The organism is Rhizobium sp. BR 249, from assembly GCF_047445895.1.
GTDB lineage: Bacteria > Pseudomonadota > Alphaproteobacteria > Rhizobiales > Rhizobiaceae > Rhizobium.
The window spans coordinates 230,297-253,472 of record NZ_JARWKX010000003.1 but is presented as its reverse complement, the minus strand read 5'-3'; the positions used below and the strand labels follow the sequence as shown (position 1 = coordinate 253,472).

Below are 23,176 nucleotides of genomic sequence, written 5' to 3'. Positions count from 1 at the left end.
AGATTTTTCATGAAACACCATGCTTTCGGCCGCATGCCTTTCACCGTCACCAATGTCGGCTTCGGCGCCTGGCAGATCGGCGGCTCCTGGGGCGATATCAGCGAGGCGGACGGGCGCGCCGCACTGAATGCAGCGCTCGATGCCGGCATGACGTTCATCGACACGGCGGATGTCTATGGCGACGGCCGCTCGGAAAAGATCATCGCTGATGTCTTGAAGACACGCGGCGGCGAACGCCCGATGGTCGCGACCAAAGCGGGCCGCCGCCTCAATCCGCATGTGGCGGAGGGCTATACCAAGGCCAATCTCGAAGGCTTCATCGACCGCAGCCTCAAAAACCTCGCCGTCGACAGCCTCGACCTCGTACAGTTGCACTGCCCGCCGCGCGAGGTGCTTTACCAGCCTGAAGTCTTCGAAGGCCTGAACGAGCTGCAGAAGGCCGGCAAGATCAAGGGCTACGGCGTCAGCGTCGAAAAGGTCGAGGATGGGCTGAAGGCGATCGAATATCCCGGCATCGTCAGCATCCAGATCATCTACAACATCTTCCGCCAGCGCCCCGACCATCTGTTCTTCCAGGAAGCACGCCGCAAGAATGTGGCGATCATCGCCCGCGTGCCGCTCGCAAGCGGCCTTCTCTCCGGCAAGATCACCCGGGATACACATTTCGCCAGCGACGACCACCGCAATTTCAACCGCCATGGCGAGGCCTTCGATGTCGGCGAGACCTTTGCCGGCGTGCCTTTCGAGGTTGGCCTGCAGGCGGTCGAGGACGTGCGCAAGCTGGTGCCGGCCGGCGCCACCATGGCCGCCTTCGCGCTGCGCTGGATCCTGATGAGCGATGCCGTCACCGTGGTCATCCCCGGCGCCCGCAACGCCGAGCAGGCCAAGGCCAACGCGGCCGCTGCCGACCTCGCGCCGCTCTCGGCCGATGTCATGGCGGCAACGCGGGAGATCTACGAGCGGCTGATCGCGCCGCATGTGCATCAGCGCTGGTAGGACTGGAGATTCGTAAGTACTGCCGCGAGACGAGAGCAGCCCCTCATCCGCCTGCCGGCACCTTCTCCCCGCCTGCGGGGAGAAGGGACCATGCCGCAATCTCTCCGTTTCCCTCCAACCTTTCACAGGGCACGTCCCCTCTCCCCGTTTTTACGGGGAGAGGGCTAGGGTGAGGGGCAGCTTCTAGTTCGTCGCGCTCAGCTCGACCGGGAAGAACAAAGTCTCGCCGGAAGAATCGCTGACGCCGTCATTGTCGGTGACGGCGTAGGGCTTGCCCGATGCGTCGAAGGTGAAGCCTTCGAGTTTGTCCAGCACATAGCCGTTGGTCGCGCTCTTGAGTTCGCCGAGGAAGTCGTGCGCTTCGGTCTTCTTGACGACTGGAAGTTCACCGCCGAGCTTGGCGGGCTTCAGCTCCGAAATCGCCACCTTGTAGAGCTTCTTCAGCTTGGCGGCGTCGCCGACGAGGTTGTCGCGCTCGATGATGTAGACGCTGTCGTCGTGGGCGGAGATCTCGGACAGGCCGACCCAGCCGCTTTCCGTCTTGTCGAGCGGATAGCGCACGGCGCCCCATTCCTTCTTCTTCGGATTGTAGGAAACGAGCTTGACGAAGCCCTTTTCGTCGTCGTTCCACTCACGCTGGACCGCCATCCAGAGTGTGGCGTCGTCGCCGGTGCCGATAATGGTCACGCCTTCGAAGCCGTAGCGGATTTCGTTGGCGGCGAGCTCCTTCGGCAGAGCGATTTCAGCCTTGATGTCGCCCTTGGCATTGACGTTGTAGAGGGCGTGCGGGACGAGACGTTCGCTGTAGCCTTCCGAGGCAAGCCAGAAGGAGCCATCGGCGGCCGCCGCGATGCCTTCGATGTCGAGCTTCTGGGCCGGAGCGCCGTCACGCTTGACGACCAGGGCGTCGGTGATGACGGCCGGCTTCTTGGTGGCGTCGATCGTGTAGATCGTCGGCTGCGAACCGAGAACGCTGTCGCTGACGGCGTAGAGCATGCCCGGCTTGCCCGGAACGGCGGCGAGGCCCGAAAGAGCGGCGAAGCCGATCGGATTGCCGTCCTTCTCGGCCGAGACGATCTGCGGATAGGCCTTCTCGCCTTCCGCGCGCTCATAGATCATGACATGCGAGCGCGTACCGCCATCCTTGCCGAGGTCGAGTTCATTGGCGGTGGCAAGGAGGTTGCGCTGGGGAACAGAGACCGCACCTTCCGGCGAAATGCCCGACGGCAGCAGCTGAACGAGCTCGGGATCGGCGCCGGTATCCTTGTAGACGCCGACGACGGAGGCGCGCTCGGCGAGCAGGAAGAAATATTGCTCATCGCCGAACTTGGCGGCTTCGAGGCCTTCCGGCTCGACGCCCTTCGATCCCGAGCGGCTTTCCGGATAGTGGCCGATATGGGCAACGGCGCGCTCGAAGGATGCGCCCGATTCGTAGAGAACCTTGCCCGTCTTGTCGAAGATGGTGAAGCCGCGTGACCCGCCCTGGTAATCGCCTTCATTGGCAACGACGAGGCGGTTGTCGTCCAGCCACTTCACGGCGTCGGGTTCGCGCGGCACCCCCTTGGATTCGCCTGAGAATTTCAGGGCGCCGTCCCGCTTCGTGTCGATGCCGGTGAGATCGACGCTGCCGGCGGTGAAATGCGTCTTCACCTGAGCCGTGTTGGCGTCGATGATGACGATCTCGTTGTTCTCCTGCAGCGTCAGGGCAATTTCGTTCAGGCCGTTGAAGGCGACGAATTCCGGCTCCGGATCTTCAGGGGCGACACCGGCAAGCCCGGTCAGCGCCACGTGCTTGATGGTGCCGCAATCGACGGCGCCGTTCTTGACCTGGAAGACGACGAGGTCGCCGGCCGGCATCTGCGGGATCTTGCCGTCATTGACCTCTTCGTCACGCTCGTTTTCGATCGCGATGGTCCCGAGCGTCTTGTCCTTGTTGAGGGCGATCGAATCCGGCTGGCCGCCGAGATCGCAGGTGTTCTCGATCTTTTTCGTCGCCATGTCGACGATCGCGAGGCGACCCGAAGGCTTGGCCTTGCTTTCGGAGGCGTTGACGGCGACGAGTGCCTTGCCGGCGCTCGAGGTGACCGATGTCGGCTCGCCGTCCATCATCAGCGCGCCGCCGGCTTTCGGGGCCTTGGCGTCAGTGATGTCGATGAAGCCGATCGCACCGAGCGGACTGTCGCTATAGATCAGCGTGTTGCCGTCATCGGTCGCGGTGATGATTTCGGCGGATGTCGGCGAAAGCTTATCCTTTTCGGCCGGCAGGTTCTGAGCGACCGGGAAGGAAGCGATGCGGTTGAAAACCGGCTCGGCCGCGGCCGGGAAGGCAACGGATGCGAGAAGCACGGCAGCGAGCGCCGCCTTGCGCGATGAAATTGTCATGAAATCCCCCAATGTCGAAAGATCGAACAGAGGGGTTTTTGCGGGACTGCCATGACACAGACATGACAGCCCGCGAGATTTCAGAGGGTTCGCGTCAGGCCGGCTGCCTTTCCCGGCGCATCTCGTTCCTCATGATGAAGAGCGACGCGGAAAGAATGAGCGCGGCGCCCAGCCATAGATAGCCGGCCGGCGCATAGCCGAAGAACAGCCAGCCGGCGAGCACGTTCAGCGGCAGCTTGAGATCATCGAACGGCTGCACATAGGCGGCGTCGGCGCTGGCATAGGCAAGGGTCAGCAGATATTGCGCCACGACCGTGAGCAGGCCTGCGAGAAGGAAGAGCGCGAGTGTCGTGCCCGTCGGCACCGCGAAGTCGGCCGCAAGCGCCAGGCCGCCGTTGATCGGCGTCAGCAGAACCAACAGCCAGACGGTGATCGTTTCCGGTCTCTCGATGCCGGTCAGGCTCTTGGTGATGAGCGACGAGGCGCCCCAGAGCAGCGCCGAGAGGACAGGCAGCAGTGCTGCCCAGGTGAAACCATCAGACCATGGCTGGAGGATGATCATCGCGCCGGCAAAACCGACACCGGTCGCCGCCCAGCGGGCGGGGCCGACACGTTCGCCGAGGAACAGGCGGGCGCCAAGGATGATGAAGAAGGGCGAGGTCATGACGAGCGCGATCGCCTGCCAGATCGGCACCGAGGCAAGACCTAAAACCCAAGCCTCGACGCCGAGCGCGGCAAAGAAGACGCGCACGACATGCCGCCAGGGATAGTCCGTCCGCATGGCCGAAAGGCCTGCCTTGCGCAGGAAGGGCAAGGAGAAAAGAAAGGCAAAGGCATATTGCCAGAAGGCTGCGGATGCCGGCGGAAAGGCGAGCTTCATGGTCAGCCATTGGGTGACGACGTTGAGGAGCGAGAAGGCCACGCCTCCAAGCACCATGAAAGCTGCGCCGGCAAAGGCGCGGGAACGCGGGAGTGCAAGGGAATTCTGATTCATGTCTTCCATCCAAAACAGGGACCAAACATAAATCAGGACGCATGAGGCGACGGCACGCAGGCCGGCAGTCCCCTGCCCGCACGCGGCCATGCTCATTCTCTTTCATCCGGACTATACCGTCGGCTCCGGAATCACACCGGATCTGCTGACCCCTCCCCGGCCGAAGCTTCGGAAGGCGCTCGCGGGCTCGGGCCGCAGCCCTTACCGCCGGTGGGGACTTTCACCCCGCCCTGAGAACAGCTCCGTTCGTAGAACAAAGTGCGGGATGCGGCAAGCGGCAAAACAAAAGGGGTCCGGCAATGCCGAACCCCTCGAAATCCTGCTCAGCCGTTCTCGTTTACGACTGGCGGACGATCAAATCAGCCGTTGACGGCGTCCTTCAGGCCCTTGCCGGGCGTGAACTTCGGCACGTTGCGGGCCGGAATGTCGACTTCAGCGCCGGTCGACGGGTTGCGGCCCTTCGTTGCAGCGCGATGAGAAACGGTGAAGCTGCCGAAACCAGCGAGGCGGATGTCGCCCTTGTTCTTGAGTTCGGCCTGGACAACGTCGAAAACCGCGTCAACAGCGGAAGCTGCGTCAGACTTCGTCAGTCCTGCCTTTTCGGCCACTGCGGACACGAGTTCATTCTTGTTCATGTTTCCACCCCTTTCTAAATGGTATGAAACGACTCAAATCTAAGCTAGGCGCAGAATAGGTTTCATCAGGCCCGCCGGAAACCCAAAAGCCCTGCAAATCAAGGAAAAGCAAGCGTCTCCATGACGTTTTCACAAAAAAGGCTGGCGTTTCCGCCAGCCTTTTTGCGTGTTTTGCTCCAATGGGGCATAAATGTGGCAAGTGCCACTCAATGCGCTATGGCTGCGCCCGTATCGTCGAGACCTTCGACCGACGTGATGACAGGCGTTTCCACCGTGCCGTCCCACTCGATCGGCTCCGGCCGCCGGATCAGCGCATGCTTGATCACCTCGCCCATGCGGGATACCGGGATGATCTCCATGCTGTTCTTCACGTTGTCCGGAATCTCCGCCAGATCCTTGGCGTTTTCCTCCGGAATCAGCACCTTCTTGATGCCGCCGCGAAGCGCTGCAAGCAGCTTTTCCTTGAGACCGCCGATCGGCAGAACACGGCCGCGAAGGGTGATTTCACCGGTCATGGCCACATGCTTGTTGACCGGGATCCCGGTCATGATCGAGACGATGGCGGTCGCCATGGCGACGCCGGCCGAGGGGCCATCCTTCGGCGTTGCGCCTTCCGGCACATGCACGTGGATGTCGTTCTTTTCGAACATCGGCGGCTCGATGCCGAAATCGACGGCGCGCGAGCGGACATAGGAGGCCGCTGCCGAGATCGATTCCTTCATCACATCCTTCAGATTGCCGGTGACCGTCATGCGGCCCTTGCCCGGCATCATCACGCCTTCGATGGTCAGCAACTCGCCGCCGACTTCCGTCCAGGCAAGACCGGTGACGACGCCGACCTGGTCCTCGCCCTCGGCTTCGCCATGGCGGAAGCGCGGGACGCCCAGATAATCGGCGATGTTTGCGGCCGTCACGTGAACGGACTTCGTCTTGCCCTTGATGATCTCGGTGACCGCCTTGCGGGCGAGCTTCATCAGTTCGCGTTCGAAGCTGCGGACACCGGCCTCGCGGGTGTACTGCTGGCTGATCGCCATCAGGGCGTCGTCGCTGACCGAGAATTCTTCCGGCTGCAACGCGTGTTCCTTGATGGCCTTCGGCAGCAGGTGCCGCTTGGCGATCTCACGCTTTTCATCTTCGGTGTAGCCGGCGATACGGATGATTTCCATGCGGTCCATCAGGGGCGCCGGGATGTTCAGCGTATTCGCCGTCGTGATGAACATCACGTCCGACAGGTCGTATTCGACTTCCAGGTAGTGGTCCATGAAGGTCGAGTTCTGAGCCGGGTCAAGCACTTCGAGCAGGGCCGACGACGGATCGCCGCGGAAATCCATGCCCATCTTGTCGATTTCGTCGAGCAGGAACAGCGGGTTGGACTTCTTCGCCTTCTTCATCGACTGGATGACCTTGCCGGGCATCGAGCCGATATAGGTGCGGCGGTGACCGCGGATTTCGGCTTCGTCGCGAACGCCGCCGAGCGCCATGCGGACATACTCACGGCCGGTCGCCTTGGCGATCGACTGGGCGAGCGAGGTCTTGCCGACGCCCGGAGGGCCGACGAGGCACAGGATCGGGCCCTTGATCTTGGTGGCCCGGGCCTGCACGGCGAGATATTCGACGATGCGTTCCTTGACCTTGTCGAGGCCGAAGTGATCGGCTTCGAGGATCTTCTCGGCATTGTTGAGATCGGCCTTGATCTTCGACTTCTTGCCCCACGGGATACCGAGCAGCCAGTCCAGATAGTTGCGCACGACGGTGGCTTCGGCCGACATCGGGCTCATCTGGCGCAGCTTCTTCAGCTCCGCATCGGCCTTTTCACGGGCTTCCTTGGACAGCTTGGTCTTGGAGATGCGCTCTTCCAGTTCGCTCATCTCGTCGCGGCCTTCCTCGCCGTCGCCGAGTTCCTTCTGGATCGCCTTCATCTGCTCATTGAGGTAGTATTCGCGCTGGGTCTTCTCCATCTGGCGCTTGACGCGCGAGCGGATGCGCTTTTCGACCTGCAGGACCGAAATCTCACCTTCCATGAAGCCGAGAGCCTTTTCCAAGCGAGCCTTGACGCTCGTCGTCTCCAGCATCTCCTGCTTCTCGGTGATCTTGATCGACAGATGCGAGGCAACCGTATCGGCGAGCTTGGAATAGTCGTCGATCTGGCTGGCGGCGCCGACCACTTCAGGCGAAATCTTCTTGTTGAGCTTCACGTAGCTCTCGAATTCGGAAACGACCGAGCGCGACAGCGCTTCCAGTTCGACCGGATCGTCGTGCGGCTCCTCGAGCACATGGCCGAGCGCCTCGTAGAAATCCTCGCGGCTGGTATAGGAATCGATCTCCGCGCGGGCGCGGCCTTCGACCAGAACCTTCACGGTGCCGTCAGGCAGCTTGAGCAGCTGCAACACGTTCGCGACGGTGCCGACATTGTGGATCGCCGAAGGATCCGGATCGTCGTCGCTGGCGTTGATCTGCGTCACCAGCATGATCTGCTTGTCGGACCCCATGACCTCTTCGAGCGCACGGATCGACTTTTCCCGTCCGACGAACAGCGGCACGATCATATGCGGGAAAACCACGATGTCGCGCAAGGGCAGAACAGGATATGCGGTGCTGCTCGCTACAGACGTTTTCTTCGTCATTTTATGTCCTTTCCATCGTCCCGTTGCCGGGCTCTCTGCACGGCCGCTTGGGACCGGCCGGCACTCTCACTTGGCTCTACAAGTGGAGGTTCTGACTACGCTTTTCAAGCCACGCTAACGCCCGCGTTCCCCGGATGTGACAGCTTCATTACAACGGAACGCCAACACTATGAAACGCGTGGCTGGACCGGCGCTTACCACTTCCGACCTCGCTAAAATACAAACGCCAGCAATAGGCTTACGGAATCGCTGCATCTTTGCCAAGCACCGCCCCTCGCGCAAGATCGGCAAAGGCAATTCCGGTTCCCACCGGGAAAATACTAACAGCGCCTCGCATGGTTTTTCAAATAGAAAGGGGCTCGCCTAAGGCAAGCCCCTTAAAATAATGGTGCGAAAGTCACAGCATTACGCGGAAGCGTTGGCTTTTTCTTCCTGACGATCGGCATAGATGTAGAGCGGACGAGCCGAACCGCGCACGACTTCCTCAGAGATGACGACTTCGCGCACGCCTTCCAGCGTCGGCAGTTCGAACATCGTGTCGAGCAGGATCTTTTCCATGATCGAGCGAAGGCCGCGGGCGCCGGTCTTGCGCACGATCGCCTTGCGGGCGATTTCGCGAAGCGCGTCCTCGTGGAAGGTCAGTTCCACGTCTTCCATCTCGAACAGGCGCTGATACTGCTTGATCAGCGCGTTCTTCGGCTCGGACAGGATCTGGATCAGTGCATCCTCATCGAGGTCCTCGAGCGTCGCCAGAACCGGCAGACGGCCGATGAATTCGGGGATGAGGCCGAACTTGACCAAGTCTTCCGGCTCCAGTTCGCGCAGGACTTCGCCGACGCGGCGGTCGTCCTGGGCCTTGACGGTCGCGCCGAAGCCGATCGACGTCTTCTCGCCGCGGGCGGAGATGATCTTGTCGAGGCCGGCGAAGGCGCCGCCGCAGATGAACAGGATGTTCGTCGTGTCGACCTGCAGGAATTCCTGCTGCGGATGCTTGCGGCCGCCCTGCGGCGGAACCGATGCAACCGTGCCTTCCATGATCTTCAAGAGCGCCTGCTGCACGCCCTCGCCCGAGACGTCACGGGTGATCGACGGGTTGTCGGACTTGCGCGAGATCTTGTCGACTTCGTCGATATAGACGATGCCGCGCTGCGCGCGCTCGACGTTGTAGTCGGCCGCCTGCAGGAGCTTCAGGATGATGTTTTCCACATCCTCGCCGACATAACCGGCTTCCGTCAGCGTCGTCGCATCGGCCATGGTGAAGGGAACGTCGATGATGCGGGCAAGCGTCTGGGCAAGATAGGTCTTGCCGCAGCCCGTGGGCCCAACGAGCATGATGTTCGACTTCGCCAGCTCGACTTCGCCGTTCTTGGAGGCGTGCGCCAGGCGCTTGTAATGGTTGTGAACGGCGACCGACAGGATCTTCTTCGCCTGCCGCTGGCCGATGACGTATTCGTCGAGGACCTTGATGATGTCCTGGGGCGTCGGAACGCCGTCGCGGGACTTGACCATCGAGGACTTGTTCTCCTCGCGGATGATGTCCATGCACAATTCGACGCATTCATCGCAGATGAACACGGTCGGTCCGGCAATCAGTTTCCGGACTTCGTGCTGGCTCTTTCCGCAGAACGAACAATAGAGGGTGTTCTTGCTGTCGCCGCCGTTGCTGCCGCTGACCTTGCTCATATCACTTTCCTTCCAGCACGCCGCATTTCAAGGCGAAATCGCGGTCCACTCAATCAGCTCCTGACCGGCACTCCGTATCCGGAGTCTTTGCCGAGAAGGGCTTCAGGGGGGTACGAACCGGTTCCAATCAATCATGTGCTGGTTCCGGCGGCAACGAATTCCCCTTCGAATGCCGAATGCTATGTCATAAAAATTCAACATAGCATTAATAGTTACTATTAGCGTCTTCGTCGCCGGATGAAAGCCCTTGTTCAATCACAAATGGGATAGAACTGTGGCGACGAAAACACCATCCCAATTAATTACTAGGCCTGCTCGCCTTCCATCTCGAGGCGGGACGTCAGGACCTTGTCGATCACGCCCCAGCCCTGGGCTTCGTCGGCATCCATGAAATGGTCGCGATCGAGGGTCTTTTCAACTTCCTCATAGGTGCGGCCGGTGTGCTTGACATAGACCTCGTTCAGACGGCGCTTCATCTTCAGGATGTCGCGGGCGTGGCGTTCGATGTCCGAAGCCTGGCCCTGGAAGCCGCCCGAGGGCTGGTGCACCATGATGCGGGAATTCGGGGTGGCGAAGCGCATGTCCTTGTGGCCGGCCGCCAGCAGCAGCGAGCCCATGGACGCGGCCTGGCCGATGCAGAGCGTCGAAACCGCGGGCTTGATGAACTGCATCGTATCGTAGATCGCCATGCCTGCGGTCACGACGCCGCCGGGCGAATTGATGTAGAGCGCGATTTCCTTCTTTGGGTTTTCAGCCTCGAGGAAGAGAAGCTGGGCGCAGACGAGCGTCGCCATGTGGTCCTCGACGGCCCCCGTCAGGAAGATGATACGTTCCTTCAACAGGCGGGAATAGATGTCGTAGGAGCGTTCACCGCGGTTGGTCTGTTCCACGACCATCGGCACGAGGGCCATTGCGGTATCGACTGGGTTTCTCATGTGCGTCCTTTGTCAACGTCTCGCCGGCCGGCGCCGGGAATCAAAGAAAATGTCTTATCCCTACATAGAGTGTCCCTGCCCTTCTCTTCAAGACACGCATTGGGATAACGTTAAGAAGGCGGGGGCAAGGCGGCTAAGCTTCGGCTTCGGCAGCCTCTTTCTCCCAAACCCCGGACGACCGCGAGCCCCAGTCGCCCTCTCCCCCGGCTTTTCTCGGTGACAGGATGAAGAAAAGCTTACTCCATTCGACCGTGCTCACACACGTTTACCCTACGGAAAGCCTACCGGCAGATATCGGCGTAAAACCATGCCGCAGTGCAGCGGCGTTAAGGAAGTGGCGAGCTTCCTCGGCAAGGATGCAGGCCAACAGACAAGGGCCGACAGACGAGGGGTTGCTGCCGTGTTCAATATCGCTACAGGTCTCGCCATCTGGTGCTCGGAGGCCATGACGCTCGCTTTGGTGCTGTTCGTCGCCTGGCGCCACAACGTCAGGAACGAGGCCTATCTCTATTGGGGCTTCGGCTTCCTTCTGACCGGCATCGGCTTTGCGATGGTCGCGCTGCGCGGCCAGATCCCCAGCGTGCTTTCCATAGAAGCGGGCAATGCCATCGCGCTCCTCGGGCAGAGCGCCTGGGTAGCAGGCTTTCTTGCGCTCGACCGCAAGAAGATCGAATGGTGGGCGCTGCTGCCGCCGGCGATCTGGCTGGCAGGCGTTTTCCTGCCCTGGGTCAACGATGATTATTCCAACCGCGTCGTGCTCTACAACCTCGCCTCGGCGACGGGCGCCACGGCGCTCGCCATGGCAGTCGCCGCCGGCGACATGCGCCGCGAGCGCACCCGCGTCAAGCTGATGGGCATCTTCGTCATCCAGGGCTGCCTGTGCTTCGGCTCGGCGCTGACGATGGCGCTGATGCTGCCGAACGAGATCGAGGCGACCAATATCGGCGGCGTCTCGGCGATGGCAAGCGCCTTCCTGCTCACCATCGCCTTTGCGCTCACCTGCCGTCTGATCATGGAACGCTCCGAACGGCACCTGCGGGCGCTGAGCCTGACCGATGCGCTGACGGGCGTGCTCAACCGCCGCGGCCTGCTCGGCTATTTCGACGCCATCCAGGAAACGGCTCATATCGAACAACGCCAGGTCGCGGTGATGCTCTTCGACCTCGACCATTTCAAGCGCGTCAACGACCGCTTCGGACATCAGTCGGGCGATGCCGTGCTCACCGCCTTCGCGCGCATGGCCCGCCAGTATATTCCGAGCAACATCTTCGGCCGCATGGGCGGCGAGGAATTCGCAGCCTTCGCCGCCGTCGCGGACCAGACGGAAGCCGAAGCGATCGCCGAAGCGATCCGCACCGAATTCTGCCGTCTTCCCGTCAGCACCGGCGAGGCGATCGTTCCGGTCACCGTCAGCATCGGCATCGCGCTCGCCTCCTCGGTCGAAGCCAATATCGACAAGCTGATCTCGGCCTCCGACCGGGCGCTCTATGCAGCCAAGGCCGCCGGCCGCAATTGCACGGTCACGTTCGGCGAAGCGGAGGCGGCAGCCCCAGCGCCCGCCACGCCGAGCAGCACCGCCGGCGAATTGGTGCCGACGGTCGACGACCAGGTCGAGGCCTTGCGGCGCATGAGCACTCTGTCGCGGGCCGGTTAACTGGAATCGATTCCTAAAGCGCGTCGCGATCCTTCAGATTCGCTCCTCGCGCTTTAGGTCTTTGTTTTACGCATGTCGTTATCGCAAAACCGCCGCACACTTTTGCACGACATGCTCTAGGCTTAGGCGCAAGTCTTAAAGTGATGGGCGCGTCCTGCGGGACGCGCGCTTAAGCCACCATCTTTCCGAGGTCCGGCAAATCCGCTAAGCCTCAGGGCATGACGATACCGCCCTTTCTCTCGATCGATCGCGCCAGCCGCCATGTCTCGCTGGATGCCCGTAACCCGGCCTTTTACGGCAATCCGAACGCCGTCTATGCGGCGCTTCACGCCCACTGCCCGACCTTTTACTGGCAGGAGCAGAAGCAGTGGTTCTTCACCGGCTACGACCATGTGAACGGCCTGCTGCGTGACCGTCGCTTCGGCCGGCAGATCCTGCACATCGCCAGCCGCGAGGAGCTCGGCCTTGCCGAGCCGATGCCGCATCTTGCCAGTTTCGACTTATCGGAGCGTTATTCGCTGCTCGAACTCGAGCCGCCGGAGCACACGCGGCTGCGCACGCTCGTCAACCGCGCCTTCGTCTCCCGCCATGTCGAAAAGATGAAACCGGAGCTTGCCGAACTCGCCAACCGCCTGATCGACGGCTTCGCCGACCAGCGCGAAGTCGAGCTGCTCTCGGCCTTCGCCGACATCATTCCGGTGACGATGATCGCCCGCATGATCGGCATCCCCGAGGAAATGGGGCCGCAGCTGCTCGCCTGGTCGCATGCTTATGTCCGCATGTACATGTTCGGCCGCACGCGCGCCCATGAGGAAGAGGCAGAGCGGGCGGCAAAGGAGTTTTCCGATTACGTCAAGACGGTCATCACGGAACGCCGTGCCGCGCCGCGCGACGACCTGCTCACCCACATGATCCATACCGAGCACAAGGGCCAGTATCTAACCGAGGAGGAGCTCGTCTCGACGACGATCGTGCTGCTCAATGCCGGACACGAGGCAACTGTACATCAGATCGGCAATTCCGTGCGCACCATCCTCGACAGCGGCTGCGATCCGGCGGATCTCTTCCGGGATGAAGCGACGACGGAGCGCACCGTCGAGGAAACCCTGCGCATCTGTGCGCCGGTTCACATCTTCCAGCGCTGGGCGCTGGAGCCCGCCGAAATCGACGGCGTCTCCTTCAAGCGTGGCGACAAGGTCAGTCTCATCCTCGCCGCCGCCAATCTCGATCCGGCGAAATTCACCGATCCGCTGACCTTCCGGCCCGATCGAAACGAGGCGGCAAACCTCTCCTTCGGCGCCGGCATCCATTTCTGCATCGGCGCGCCGCTGGCCCGGCTGGAGCTCAATGTCGTGCTGCCGATCCTGTTCGAGCGGCTCGCCGGCCTCAAGCTGGCAAAGACGCCGGTGGTCAAGGACGTCTACCATTTCCACGGGCTGGACCGGCTGGATCTGCGGTGGTGATCAGCCTCCCCGCAGATCAGCCGTTGCGGCCGGTGATGTAGTCTTCCGTGCACCACAACCTTACGGCATTACGCCGCTTGTTCTTGAAGCTTATTGGATATGTCGAATGCCGACATCGGTTTTCCGATCAAATAGCCTTGCAGCTGGTCGCAGCCGGCCTCCCGCAAGATCGCTGCCTGGCGGATATTCTCGATGCCTTCCGCGGTGACGGGAATCTGCAGCGCGGTCGCCAAAGAGATGGTTGCCTTGAGAACATCGGCGCCGTTCGAGCCCTGGTCGAGAGCGGACACGAGCGAGCGGTCGATCTTCATCCGATCGAAACCGAACTGCCGCAATGCGCCGATGCTTGCATAGCCGCAGCCGAAGTCGTCAAGGGCGAATTTGATGCCGACCTGCTTGAGGTGATCTATCGACCGGCGGGCCTGATCCGGATTTGTCATGAGGACGCCTTCGGTGATCTCCAATGTCAGGCGCCTCGGATCGAAATCGAGTTCCTGCAGGAGCGAGATCACTTCGACGGCAAATTCCGGATTGCAGAGCTGGACCGGCGAAACGTTGACGGACAGTGCGAGACCGGGCCAGTTCTTGGCATGCTCGATCGATGTTTTCAGCATATGGCCGCCGAGCGCATCGATGAGGCCGCATCTTTCGGCAAGCGGGATGAAGATCTCCGGGCTGATATTTCCAGTCGCAGTCTTCCAGCGGGCCAGCGCTTCAAGGCCGGTGACAGCACCCGTCGTCGCGGAGACGAGAGGCTGGAAAACGGCTTCGATCGCACCATCGCCGATGGCGGTCTTCAAAAGGCTTTCCAGTTCGGCGACCCTTTGGCGCTCCCGATCCAGTTCGGGGTCGTATTCGATCGCCCGGCCCCTGCCATTTTCCTTGGCGCGATAGAGCGCCATGTCGGCTCTGCGCAGCAGCTCCAAAGGCTCGATGTCTCCGTCACGCGCAGCAGCGCCGATGCTCGCTCCAACCTCGATCGTTCGTCCGTCGATTTTGAATGGCTCGGCAAACAGCGCCAGAATGGTCTCTTCTATCTCCTGGCGCGCGGCGGTTCCGACCTGCACCAGGGCGAACTCATCGCCTCCAAGCCGAGCCACGGCAACGACTTCGGGGTGGCAGGCGATCAGCGCGTTCGAGACCATCCGGATCAGGTCATCCCCCACCGCATGCCCCCAGGCGTCGTTGACCGCCTTGAACCCATCGAGATCGATCAGATAGAGCCGAGGCGGCGAAAAATCCGTAACGACCAGCTCGTCCAGCAGGGCGAGAAGTCCATGCCTGTTCAGCAGGCCGCTCAGGCTGTCGTGGTTCGCTTCGAAAATCGCTGCTTGCGCCAATTTACGCAGGCGCCGCGCCTCGGATACGCCCGCCAGCAGAACACCGGTCAGGAACAGCACGAGGATGAGTGTAGCAGCGGCAACATAGGGATAGACCTGTCGGTACACGGCACTTCCCGGCGCTTTGCTCGGCCAAACGAGATGGCCGATCACGCCACCCTTCATGTCCGTGATCGGCGTGTTCAGCAGGCCCGGCGCGGGTGCGGCGGCAAGGTGCAGTCCCTCGAGTTCGTGTTCGTTCGAAAGCGTGCCGAGAACGTCCGAGTTGAATTCCTTGTAGAAGCTCAGCACGCTGAGCCTCGGAAGCTCGCCTTCCTCTTCATAAGGCTGAATTGCCTGTGACGCTATCAGCGCGATGCCCGTTTCGGTCTTGATGAAATTGACCACCGGCGCCTGTACGGAATCGGCGGCCGTGTCGATCTGCCGATAGAAGGCCTGGCCAAAAAAAGCACCCGGCTGGAAGGGCTTGCCCTTGGAATATGCGGAGACGATCGACGAGCGGTCGGGACCGATCACGATCGCGCCGTCATAGAGCGGGTAATCCTCGCTGGTTTTACCCCAGTTCTCATAGGCCCAATCCGCCGCGCTGGGAGATGAGATCGCTTTGTAGGCATCATCCCATACGGCGTTGTCCGTCGTTGTCGCGCTCAGGCGACTGACAAAGGCTGCGATCGCCGCGCGGGCGGCGCGATTGGCCCTGGCATCATCGATCTCGTTCGCCGACCGCGTCATCGTGGCGACGACATGGGTCATGAGGCCGGTCAGAAGCAGCGCGACGACAACGAAGCAAACGGTTGTCACAATGATGGAAGACGTCTGGGTGCGAACGTGCCTACCCGCAAGATTCGACGACATGCCAATCCCGAAAAGATGAATTGCAAGGCCATGTCTATGGTGACGGCAGGAGACATCATGTCCGCAATGCGCTGCAGATAAGGTCTACCATTTGACGATATAGGCACCATTAATAAGATCGATCAAATGCCGTCTATCCGGGAAAGAAACGGTGAGATTGCAGCAGAAACGGACCACAATCGCCGCAAACCGGGACAGGCCTGGCATCGCCGGAGCCGGTTTGCCGCCGCCGCTCAGACCTTGATCACATAGTCCTTGCGAGTCGTTTCAACGACTTCCCAGGTTCCCTTGAAGCCGGGTCTCAAGATCATCCGGTCGCCCGCCTTCAGATGAACCGGCTCACCACCGTCCTCGGTCACGATCGAATGGCCGGAAAGCAGGCTGAAATATTCCCACTCCTCATAGACGATCCGCCACTTGCCCGGGGTCGCCTCCCAGATGCCGGAATAGAGGCCTTCGGCCTCCTCCAGGCTCCAGGTGCGGAATTGCGGATCGCCGGAGATGATCCGCTCAGCCTCGGGGGCCCCGAACTCGGGTTCGACGCCATCGATGCTGAAGGGGATGAAATTTGCCATGGTTTGCCATAGACCTCTTTGATGTCAGATCTTCGAGAGCGCCTGTTCGAGATCGGCGATGATGTCCTTGACATCCTCGATGCCGACGGAGAGGCGCACCACGTCGGGCCCTGCCCCGGCTGCGATCCTCTGCTCGTCGGTCAGCTGCCGGTGCGTGGTCGAGGCCGGATGAATGACGAGTGAGCGGGTGTCGCCGATATTGGCAAGGTGGGAGAAGAGCTCCAGGCTCTCGACCAGCGTCTTGCCCGCCTCGTAGCCGCCCTGGACGCCAAAGGTGAAGACGGAGCCTGCGCCCTTCGGGGAGTAACGCTGCTGCAGGGCGTGGTTCGGATCGTCTTCGAGGCCGGCGTAATTCACCCAGGCGATCTTGCTGTGCGCCTTCAGCCATCTGGCGACGGCGATCGCATTGTCGCTGTGGCGCTGCATCCGGAGCGGCAGCGTCTCGATGCCGGTCAGGATCAGGAAGGCGTTGAAGGGCGAGATCGCCGGCCCGAGATCACGCAGGCCGAGCACGCGGGCGGCGATCGCGAAGGCGAAATTGCCGAAGGTCGCGTGCAGGACCATGCCGTTATATTCCGGCCGCGGGCTCGACAGCATCGGATAGTTGCCGGACTTCGACCAGTCGAAGGTGCCGCCGTCGACGATGAGGCCACCCATGGAATTGCCGTGGCCGCCGAGAAACTTCGTCAGCGAATGCACGACGATATCGGCGCCGTGCTCGATCGGGCGGATGAGATAGGGCGTTGCCATCGTATTGTCGACGATCAGCGGCAGGCCGTGGCGATGCGCGACCTCGGCGATCGCGGCGATATCGACGAAGGTGCCGCCGGGATTGGCCAGGCTTTCGATGAAGATGGCGCGCGTTTTCTCGTCGATCTGGCTCTCGAAGCTCGCCGGGTCGTCGGGATCGGCCCAGCGCACCTGCCAGCCGAAATTCTCGAAGGCATGGCCGAACTGGTTGATCGAACCGCCGTAGAGCCTGCGGGCGGCGACGAAATTCTCGCCCGGACGCATGATGTTGTGGAAGACGATCATCTGCGCTGCATGGCCGGAGGCAACGGCAAGGGCTGCAGTTCCCCCTTCGAGCGCTGCGACACGCTCTTCGAGCACGGCCTGCGTCGGGTTCATGATGCGGGTGTAGATGTTGCCGAAAGCCTGCAGGCCGAAGAGAGCGGCGGCATGATCGGAATCGTTGAACACGAAAGCGGTCGTCTGATAGATCGGCGTCACCCGCGCGCCGGTCGCCGGATCGGGCTGAGCGCCCGCATGGATCGCCAAAGTATTGAATCCCGGATCATTCTTGGCCATGTCGTCCTCCAGTTATCGTGACGGGCAGGATCATAGCCTGTCGCGGATGAAAGTTAATCGCGATCCGTTTCAACCCAGGGGCGTTCGGTGGAAAATCCGTCTCCGCGGACAGCAGGTCAGGCAATGAGGCGAGGATACTCGATCGCCGGGCAGCGGTTCATCACCACCTTGATGCCGGCGGCTTCCGCCTTTGCCGCAGCCGCATCGTCGCGGACGCCGAGCTGAGACCAGACGACCTTCGGCAGCGGCTCCAGCGCCAGCACCTCCTCGACGACCCCATCCAGATATTCGGAGGCGCGAAAGACGTCGACCATGTCGATCGGCACGGGAATATCGGCGAGCCGGGCATAGACGGTGCGGCCGTGGATCTGTTTGCCCGCCTGCCCCGGATTGACCGGGATGACCTCATATCCGAGCGACAGCAGATAACCCATGACGCCGTTGCTCGGCCGCGCCGGATTGGGCGAAGCGCCGGTCAGCGCGATGGTCTTTACCGAATGCAGGATGCCGGCCAGATAATCGTCCCCGTAAGCGTCGTGATTCATGTCCGCTTCTCCACTCCCGTGAGTCCCTTGGCGCCGCCTGCAGTTTTTTTCATTTCCGTGAAACCGGCCGCACGCTTTTGGCGTATATATGAAGTGGATACTCATGAGGATAATTCGATGAAAAAAATCGCTCTTGCCCTCACGCTCGTGCTCGCCGCATCGCCGGCGCTGGCGATCTCGCGCTACAATCCGCTCACCATGAGCTGCGCCAGCGTGCGCGCCGCCATCCACAATCAGGGCGCCGTCATCTTCCGCTACCAGTCTCCCCGAGGCCTGCCGCTCTACGATCGCTACGTCCGCAACAGCAATTACTGCGACGCGACCGATTATGCCGAATGGACCCATATTCCCTCGAAAGACACCCCCCGCTGCCCGGTCCTGAACTGCCAGAACATCGACAACCTTGACGGGATGCTGTTCATTCCGCATTATCAACTCTGATAGTTCCGCCGCCGAGACGGACGCAAAACTATACGCCCTTCGCGCTTGTAAAGAGGCCTGGGCTCAATCCCGTGATGCGATTTCCTGCAGTTTACACAATCATAAGCTTTAATTTTCAACTATGTCAAAGTTATAGAATAATATCTATGTTTCAGCAGCATAGAATAGACGACCTCCGAAACCTCGCGCAAACTTTCCGTATTTGTTCCCGATAATATCACGATACGTTCCCGCATCCATTAGGAGCATCTCATAGTTGAAAGCCTCGCCTGGATTGAACGCATGTCGCGCGCACGTAAAAATTGATCTGACGGGCCGCCTTTGATCACATATCGAAGGATGTCAATCGACATCTGAACGAGGCCGTCACCGCAGCCTTCCATTTTCGTGCAAATGCCAGTTGTCTTTTCAAGAATTTAGGTCGCCTATGGCGAGGCGTTTCCTCTTTTTCGTCCCCTTTCCGGATTTGCTCCCTTGCCTGTCGACGTCATTCTGCTCGTTCTCTTCGGCGCATTGCTGCACGCGATATGGAACGCCATCGTCAAAGCCGGCAGCGATAAATCGCTCGATGCGGCGCTGATCTCGGCCGGCGGCGCGGTTTCGGCGCTGCCATTCCTTGCCTTTCTGCCCTTGCCGCAAACCGCCGCCTGGCCGTTCATCGGCGCCTCGGCCATCCTGCAATTCGTCTATTTCCAACTGGTCGCCGCCGCCTACCGAGCCGGCGATATCGGCCTCGTCTATCCGCTGATGCGCGGCTGCGCCCCTCTGCTGATTGCGGCGATCAGCGGTTTCATCCTGCAGGAAAATCTTTCCAGCGGCGCCCTCGCCGGCATCATGACGATCTCGGCCGGCGTGCTGACGCTCGCTCTCGAAGCACGGCGCGGCAGCGGCCGTGCCGTCCTCTTCTCGCTTGCCAATGCCTGCGTTATCGCCAGCTATACCTATGTCGACGGCATTGGCGCTCGCCTTTCCGGCAACGCGGTTTCCTACACCTTATGGATGTCGTTGCTGCCGCCCGTCCTGCTGTTTTCCTGGGCGACGTCGCAACGCGGCGTTTTAGCAGTGGCTAAGCATATCCGCCGGAACTGGTGGCGAGGCCTCATCGGCGGCGCAGGCTCGATCGCTTCCTACGGGCTGGCGCTCTGGGCGATGACGAAAGCGCCGGTCGCAACCGTTGCCGCCTTGCGCGAAACCGCGATCCTCTTTGCGCTTGTGATCTCCGTCACCGTGTTCAAGGAAAAGGCCAGCATCTGGCGCTACGTCGCCGGCGTCGTCATCGCAATCGGCGGACTGGTTCTGAAATTGGCGTGATCATTCGCCCTTCCATTCCGCCTTGCGCTTGCCGAGAAAGGCGCCGATCCCTTCCTGCGCATCCTGCGTCAGCATGTTTTCGACCATCACTCTGACGGTATGATCGTAAGCTGCCTCGACCGGCAGTTCGAGCTGCCTGTAAAAGGCCTCCTTGCCGATCTTCAGGGTCAGCGGCGACTTGCTGGCGATGACGCCGGCATATTTGGAGACCACCTGCGTCAGATATTGTTTCGGCACGATGCGGTTGACGAGGCCGAAATCCTTGGCGGTCGAGGCGTCGATCGTCTCGCCGGTCAGCAGCATCTCCATCGCCTGCTTGCGATGCGCGGCACGGGAAACGGCCACCATCGGCGTCGAGCAGAAGAGGCCGATATTGACGCCCGGCGTGCAGAAGGTCGAGGTATCCGTGCAGATCGCCAGATCGCAGGAAGCAACGAGTTGGCAGCCCGCGGCCGTCGCGAGCCCATCGATCTCGGCGATGACGGGCTTCGGCAGGTGCGCGATCTTCAGCATCAGATCGGCGCAGAGCCGGAAGCTTCTTTCAAAGAAACCGACACCCTGGTCCTCGTCGGCGCGATGGGCCGTGAGTTCCTTGAGGTCATGGCCGGCGGAAAAGACATTGCCGGTCGAGGCGATGACGATCACGCGCACATCCGCATCCGCGTCAGCCGCCTCGAGCGCGGCCGTCAGCGCTTCGAGAAGCGCGACGGAAAGCACATTGGTCGGCGGGTTGTTGAGCACGAGCCGCAGCACGCCGTCCCGCAGCGAGCGGACCAGCAATCCGCTCTCTTCCATCCTGTCTGCGTCCTTCCGGAAGGATACGATTTCGGCCATGACCATGCTCCTGCGCTCGATTTTCAGACAGGTGTTCTGCCACAAGGCGGCAGCAATTTCGAGCAAGATCCGCTCTCCGGATGAACCGACGTCAAGACCAGAACCAGGACTTGGAGACCTCGGTCCTCGCCTGGCCGCGCGTCAGGCCGACATCGCGAAGTTCGTCGTCGGTCAGGTCGATAAGCGTGCGGCGGCTACGGCGCTTCTCCAGGCGATGCTCGACAGCCGCGAGAAGCCGCAGGGCTAGGCCCATGATCTTGCGGAGTTTCCGCCGGGCGGCATCGCCGGAGGCTTCAGCGATCTCGCTTGTATCCAGAGCCATCTCTTCTTCCTTTTTTCAACGGATGAAGGATGGCCTGGAAGACGCCACGAAAGAAGCTTATGGATATTATCATATGCATAAGGATTTCTTTGGCGTGCCTCTTAATCTCGATCAGCTCTCGGCCTTCGTCAACGTCGCCGATCTCGGAAGTTTTACGGCTGCGGCCGACAAGGAGGGCCTGACGCAACCGGCGGTCAGCCTGCAGGTCAAAGGTCTCGAACAGCGGCTCGGCGTCCGGCTGATCGAGCGCGTCGGACGGCGGGCGCAGCCGACAGCCGCAGGCCTCGACCTGCTCGTGCATGCAAGGCGGCTGCTCCAAGAATCGGCTGCCGCGGAAGAAGCGATGATGCCGCACAGAGATGGCGCGAGCGGCCGCGTGCGCATCGGCAGCGGCGGCACGGCGTCGATCCATCTGCTTCCCCGCGCCATCGCCGCCGCCAGGAAAAACATGCCGAACCTCGAAATCACCGTCCATATCGGCAATGCCGACGATATTCTGCGCGACCTGGAAGCCAACAGCCTCGATATCGCCGTCGTCGCGCTGCCGGCATCCGGGCGGAACTTCGAGATCGAGACATTCTACGAAGAGGAGTTGCTGGCCGTCGCTCCCGCCGGCAGTCGCATGCCGGAGGGCGGACCGGACGCCGCTTTCATGCGCGAAAAGACGCTGCTGCTTTACGAGGGCGGCAACACAAGACGCGCGATCGACACGTGGTTGACCGGCTCGGATGCGACGACCCGGCCCGCGATGGAGTTCGGCAGCATCGAGGCGATCAAGGAACTGGTGGCCGTGGGGCTCGGCTGGTCGATCCTGCCGGGGCTGGCATTGAAAAGAGACCGCGCAGGCCTCGTGGCGACGTCGTCGCTAAAGCCCAAGCTCACGCGCCGCCTCGGCATGGTTCTTCGCCGGGACAAACACCTGACGCGCGGCCTGCGCGAAATGATGAAATGCCTGCGCGGCCTCGAGGATTAGGCGGCTTTCGACCTTGGAAATAAGGGTCTCAAGCCGCCGCTAAAGCGTCAGCACGACGGCTCTCCGGCCGACAAATGTGAGGTAATATAATACCATACAGCTAACGCATTGTTTTTACTTATTCTTTTTTCAGATGGCCGGGGAAGTCGATATTGACCGGATGTCACATTCCCTTTATACACCCCGCCAGAACGCAGCCTCTCCCGGCTGCTTTCTTTTTGGCATGCCTCGGGCGTGTCAATCCAAGCAACAAAAAACGCCCTTCAAGCCCTCGGGCCAAGGGTCCTAAAAGAGAGTATTCACTATGGCAACCTTCTCTCAGAAGCCTGCAGAGGTAGAGAAGAAGTGGGTGATCATCGACGCCGAAGGGCTTGTCGTTGGCCGTCTCGCTTCCATCATCGCTATGCGCCTGCGCGGCAAGCACAAGGCAACCTTCACGCCCCACGTTGACGACGGCGACAACGTCATCGTCATCAATGCCGACAAGGTCGTTTTCACCGGCAAGAAGTATTCCGACAAGGTCTACTACTGGCACACCGGTTATGCCGGCGGCATCAAGGAACGCACCGCACGCCAGATCATCGAAGGCCGCTTCCCGGAGCGCGTCCTCGAAAAGGCCGTCGAACGCATGGTTCCGCGCGGCCCGCTCGGCCGTCGCCAGATGAAGAACCTGCGCGTCTACGCCGGCTCCAACCATCCCCATGAAGCCCAGCAGCCGGTCGCCCTCGACGTTGCCGCGCTCAACAAAAAGAACGTAAGGAGCGCCTGATAATGGCTGACCTCTCCTCCCTGAAGGATCTCGGCACGGCTTCCGAAGCTGCTGCTCCGGCACACGTCCGCAAGGTCGATTCGCTCGGCCGCTCCTACGCGACCGGCAAGCGCAAGAACGCCGTTGCCCGCGTCTGGGTCAAGCCGGGCTCCGGCAAGATCATCGTCAACGGCAAGGAATTCGCGGAATATTTCGCCCGTCCGGTGCTGCAGATGATCCTGCGTCAGCCGATCGTCGCGGCTGCCCGTGACGGCCAGTTCGACATCGTCGCCACCGTTGCCGGCGGCGGCCTTTCCGGCCAGGCCGGCGCCGTTCGCCACGGTCTCTCCAAGGCCCTCACCTACTTCGAGCCGGGCCTTCGCTCGGTGCTGAAGAAGGGCGGCTTCCTGACCCGCGACAGCCGCGTCGTCGAACGCAAGAAGTACGGCAAGGCAAAGGCCCGCCGGTCCTTCCAGTTCTCCAAGCGTTAATCGCTTCGGACAGACGAGAATTTACGAAGGCCGGGGAAACCCGGCCTTTTTGTTTGCGCGGTCACAG

Annotated in this window: 20 protein-coding genes and 1 riboswitch; of the genes, 8 read left to right on the top strand and 12 right to left on the bottom strand. The window is 61.2% G+C overall.

Annotation, left to right across the window (positions count from 1 at the left end; all coding sequences use genetic code 11):
- Positions 1-9 precede the first annotated feature (9 nt).
- The gene (locus QD408_RS05150) at positions 10-996 is read left to right on the top strand and encodes an aldo/keto reductase (protein WP_414138550.1); all 987 of its coding nucleotides are present in this window, start codon (positions 10-12) and stop codon (positions 994-996) included.
- Between the two features lie 183 nt (positions 997-1,179).
- Here the strand turns inward: QD408_RS05150 and QD408_RS05145 are convergent, their stop codons facing one another.
- From QD408_RS05145 to clpP, 6 genes are all read right to left on the bottom strand, one after another.
- The gene (locus tag QD408_RS05145; protein WP_414138549.1) at positions 1,180-3,378 is read right to left on the bottom strand and encodes an esterase-like activity of phytase family protein; all 2,199 of its coding nucleotides are present in this window, start codon (positions 3,376-3,378) and stop codon (positions 1,180-1,182) included.
- Positions 3,379-3,472: 94 nt separating this feature from the next.
- Complete coding sequence (locus QD408_RS05140; protein ID WP_414138548.1) at positions 3,473-4,372, bottom strand: DMT family transporter; 900 nt, start codon at positions 4,370-4,372, stop codon at positions 3,473-3,475.
- Positions 4,373-4,462: 90 nt separating this feature from the next.
- Positions 4,463-4,614, bottom strand: a riboswitch (FMN riboswitch).
- Positions 4,615-4,731: 117 nt separating this feature from the next.
- Positions 4,732-5,007 (bottom strand): DNA-binding protein HupB, encoded by a 276-nt coding sequence (hupB, locus tag QD408_RS05135; protein ID WP_003558438.1) that lies wholly within the window; start codon positions 5,005-5,007, stop codon positions 4,732-4,734.
- 206 nt (positions 5,008-5,213) lie between these two features.
- A complete protein-coding gene (lon, locus tag QD408_RS05130; protein WP_088685410.1) occupies positions 5,214-7,631 on the bottom strand; it encodes an endopeptidase La in 2,418 nt (805 codons plus the stop codon).
- 405 nt (positions 7,632-8,036) lie between these two features.
- On the bottom strand, positions 8,037-9,314 hold the full coding sequence (gene clpX, locus QD408_RS05125; protein ID WP_004680013.1) for an ATP-dependent Clp protease ATP-binding subunit ClpX: 1,278 nt from the start codon (positions 9,312-9,314) through the stop codon (positions 8,037-8,039).
- 305 nt (positions 9,315-9,619) lie between these two features.
- Positions 9,620-10,249, bottom strand: a complete 630-nt coding sequence (gene clpP / locus QD408_RS05120; protein ID WP_003573944.1) for an ATP-dependent Clp endopeptidase proteolytic subunit ClpP — start codon at positions 10,247-10,249, stop codon at positions 9,620-9,622.
- A gap of 400 nt (positions 10,250-10,649) precedes the next feature.
- On the opposite strand from clpP, the gene QD408_RS05115 reads away from it, so the two are divergent.
- Both QD408_RS05115 and QD408_RS05110 read left to right on the top strand, forming a co-directional pair.
- Entirely contained in the window at positions 10,650-11,903 is a 1,254-nt protein-coding gene (locus QD408_RS05115) for a GGDEF domain-containing protein (RefSeq protein WP_414138547.1), read from the top strand.
- A 218-nt stretch (positions 11,904-12,121) separates the two neighbouring features.
- On the top strand, positions 12,122-13,366 hold the full coding sequence (locus QD408_RS05110) for a cytochrome P450 (protein WP_414138546.1): 1,245 nt from the start codon (positions 12,122-12,124) through the stop codon (positions 13,364-13,366).
- A gap of 68 nt (positions 13,367-13,434) precedes the next feature.
- Here QD408_RS05110 and QD408_RS05105 read toward each other — a convergent pair whose 3' ends face one another.
- The 4 genes from QD408_RS05105 to QD408_RS05090 form a co-directional block, all read right to left on the bottom strand.
- A complete protein-coding gene (locus QD408_RS05105; protein WP_088685408.1) occupies positions 13,435-15,561 on the bottom strand; it encodes a bifunctional diguanylate cyclase/phosphodiesterase in 2,127 nt (708 codons plus the stop codon).
- Between the two features lie 233 nt (positions 15,562-15,794).
- A complete protein-coding gene (locus QD408_RS05100) occupies positions 15,795-16,136 on the bottom strand; it encodes a cupin domain-containing protein (RefSeq protein WP_088685407.1) in 342 nt (113 codons plus the stop codon).
- 24 nt (positions 16,137-16,160) lie between these two features.
- Positions 16,161-17,444, bottom strand: a complete 1,284-nt coding sequence (locus QD408_RS05095; protein ID WP_088685406.1) for an O-acetylhomoserine aminocarboxypropyltransferase — start codon at positions 17,442-17,444, stop codon at positions 16,161-16,163.
- A 116-nt stretch (positions 17,445-17,560) separates the two neighbouring features.
- On the bottom strand, positions 17,561-17,989 hold the full coding sequence (locus QD408_RS05090; RefSeq protein WP_088685405.1) for a CoA-binding protein: 429 nt from the start codon (positions 17,987-17,989) through the stop codon (positions 17,561-17,563).
- A 117-nt stretch (positions 17,990-18,106) separates the two neighbouring features.
- On the opposite strand from QD408_RS05090, the gene QD408_RS05085 reads away from it, so the two are divergent.
- The gene (locus QD408_RS05085) at positions 18,107-18,430 is read left to right on the top strand and encodes a hypothetical protein (protein ID WP_088685404.1); all 324 of its coding nucleotides are present in this window, start codon (positions 18,107-18,109) and stop codon (positions 18,428-18,430) included.
- 474 nt (positions 18,431-18,904) lie between these two features.
- Positions 18,905-19,741, top strand: coding sequence for an EamA family transporter (locus tag QD408_RS05080; RefSeq protein WP_088685403.1), 837 nt, complete (start codon positions 18,905-18,907; stop codon positions 19,739-19,741).
- On the opposite strand, the gene QD408_RS05075 is transcribed toward QD408_RS05080, so the two are convergent.
- Positions 19,742-20,575 (bottom strand): enoyl-CoA hydratase, encoded by an 834-nt coding sequence (locus QD408_RS05075; RefSeq protein ID WP_088685520.1) that lies wholly within the window; start codon positions 20,573-20,575, stop codon positions 19,742-19,744.
- Positions 20,576-20,666: 91 nt separating this feature from the next.
- Positions 20,667-20,897 carry a DUF1127 domain-containing protein gene (locus tag QD408_RS05070; protein WP_088685402.1) on the bottom strand — a complete coding sequence of 77 codons (231 nt, stop codon included), beginning with the start codon at positions 20,895-20,897 and terminating at the stop codon, positions 20,667-20,669.
- Between the two features lie 73 nt (positions 20,898-20,970).
- Between QD408_RS05070 and QD408_RS05065 the strand changes: the two genes are divergently transcribed.
- The 3 genes from QD408_RS05065 (at position 20,971) to rpsI (ending at position 23,109) form a co-directional block, all read left to right on the top strand.
- On the top strand, positions 20,971-21,870 hold the full coding sequence (locus QD408_RS05065) for a LysR family transcriptional regulator (protein WP_414138545.1): 900 nt from the start codon (positions 20,971-20,973) through the stop codon (positions 21,868-21,870).
- Positions 21,871-22,174: 304 nt separating this feature from the next.
- On the top strand, positions 22,175-22,639 hold the full coding sequence (gene rplM / locus QD408_RS05060) for a 50S ribosomal protein L13 (RefSeq protein ID WP_012483399.1): 465 nt from the start codon (positions 22,175-22,177) through the stop codon (positions 22,637-22,639).
- A 2-nt stretch (positions 22,640-22,641) separates the two neighbouring features.
- Complete coding sequence (rpsI, locus tag QD408_RS05055) at positions 22,642-23,109, top strand: 30S ribosomal protein S9 (RefSeq protein ID WP_009995734.1); 468 nt, start codon at positions 22,642-22,644, stop codon at positions 23,107-23,109.
- Positions 23,110-23,176: the final 67 nt, after the last annotated feature.

Excerpts from the sequence above, each read along its gene's own strand:
- hupB (WP_003558438.1), bottom strand. The coding sequence starts at position 5,007 with ATGAACAAGAATGAACTCGTGTCCGCAGTGGCCGAAAAGGCAGGACTG.
- QD408_RS05075 (WP_088685520.1), bottom strand. The coding sequence starts at position 20,575 with ATGGCCGAAATCGTATCCTTCCGGAAGGACGCAGACAGGATGGAAGAG.
- rpsI (WP_009995734.1), top strand. The coding sequence starts at position 22,642 with ATGGCTGACCTCTCCTCCCTGAAGGATCTCGGCACGGCTTCCGAAGCT.
- clpX (WP_004680013.1), bottom strand. The coding sequence starts at position 9,314 with ATGAGCAAGGTCAGCGGCAGCAACGGCGGCGACAGCAAGAACACCCTC.
- lon (WP_088685410.1), bottom strand. The coding sequence starts at position 7,631 with ATGACGAAGAAAACGTCTGTAGCGAGCAGCACCGCATATCCTGTTCTG.
- QD408_RS05150 (WP_414138550.1), top strand. The coding sequence starts at position 10 with ATGAAACACCATGCTTTCGGCCGCATGCCTTTCACCGTCACCAATGTC.
- QD408_RS05065 (WP_414138545.1), top strand. The coding sequence starts at position 20,971 with ATGCATAAGGATTTCTTTGGCGTGCCTCTTAATCTCGATCAGCTCTCG.
- QD408_RS05100 (WP_088685407.1), bottom strand. The coding sequence starts at position 16,136 with ATGGCAAATTTCATCCCCTTCAGCATCGATGGCGTCGAACCCGAGTTC.
- QD408_RS05105 (WP_088685408.1), bottom strand. The coding sequence starts at position 15,561 with ATGTCGTCGAATCTTGCGGGTAGGCACGTTCGCACCCAGACGTCTTCC.
- QD408_RS05145 (WP_414138549.1), bottom strand. The coding sequence starts at position 3,378 with ATGACAATTTCATCGCGCAAGGCGGCGCTCGCTGCCGTGCTTCTCGCA.
- QD408_RS05090 (WP_088685405.1), bottom strand. The coding sequence starts at position 17,989 with ATGAATCACGACGCTTACGGGGACGATTATCTGGCCGGCATCCTGCAT.
- QD408_RS05085 (WP_088685404.1), top strand. The coding sequence starts at position 18,107 with ATGAAAAAAATCGCTCTTGCCCTCACGCTCGTGCTCGCCGCATCGCCG.
- QD408_RS05140 (WP_414138548.1), bottom strand. The coding sequence starts at position 4,372 with ATGAATCAGAATTCCCTTGCACTCCCGCGTTCCCGCGCCTTTGCCGGC.
- clpP (WP_003573944.1), bottom strand. The coding sequence starts at position 10,249 with ATGAGAAACCCAGTCGATACCGCAATGGCCCTCGTGCCGATGGTCGTG.
- rplM (WP_012483399.1), top strand. The coding sequence starts at position 22,175 with ATGGCAACCTTCTCTCAGAAGCCTGCAGAGGTAGAGAAGAAGTGGGTG.
- QD408_RS05070 (WP_088685402.1), bottom strand. The coding sequence starts at position 20,897 with ATGGCTCTGGATACAAGCGAGATCGCTGAAGCCTCCGGCGATGCCGCC.
- QD408_RS05110 (WP_414138546.1), top strand. The coding sequence starts at position 12,122 with ATGACGATACCGCCCTTTCTCTCGATCGATCGCGCCAGCCGCCATGTC.
- QD408_RS05095 (WP_088685406.1), bottom strand. The coding sequence starts at position 17,444 with ATGGCCAAGAATGATCCGGGATTCAATACTTTGGCGATCCATGCGGGC.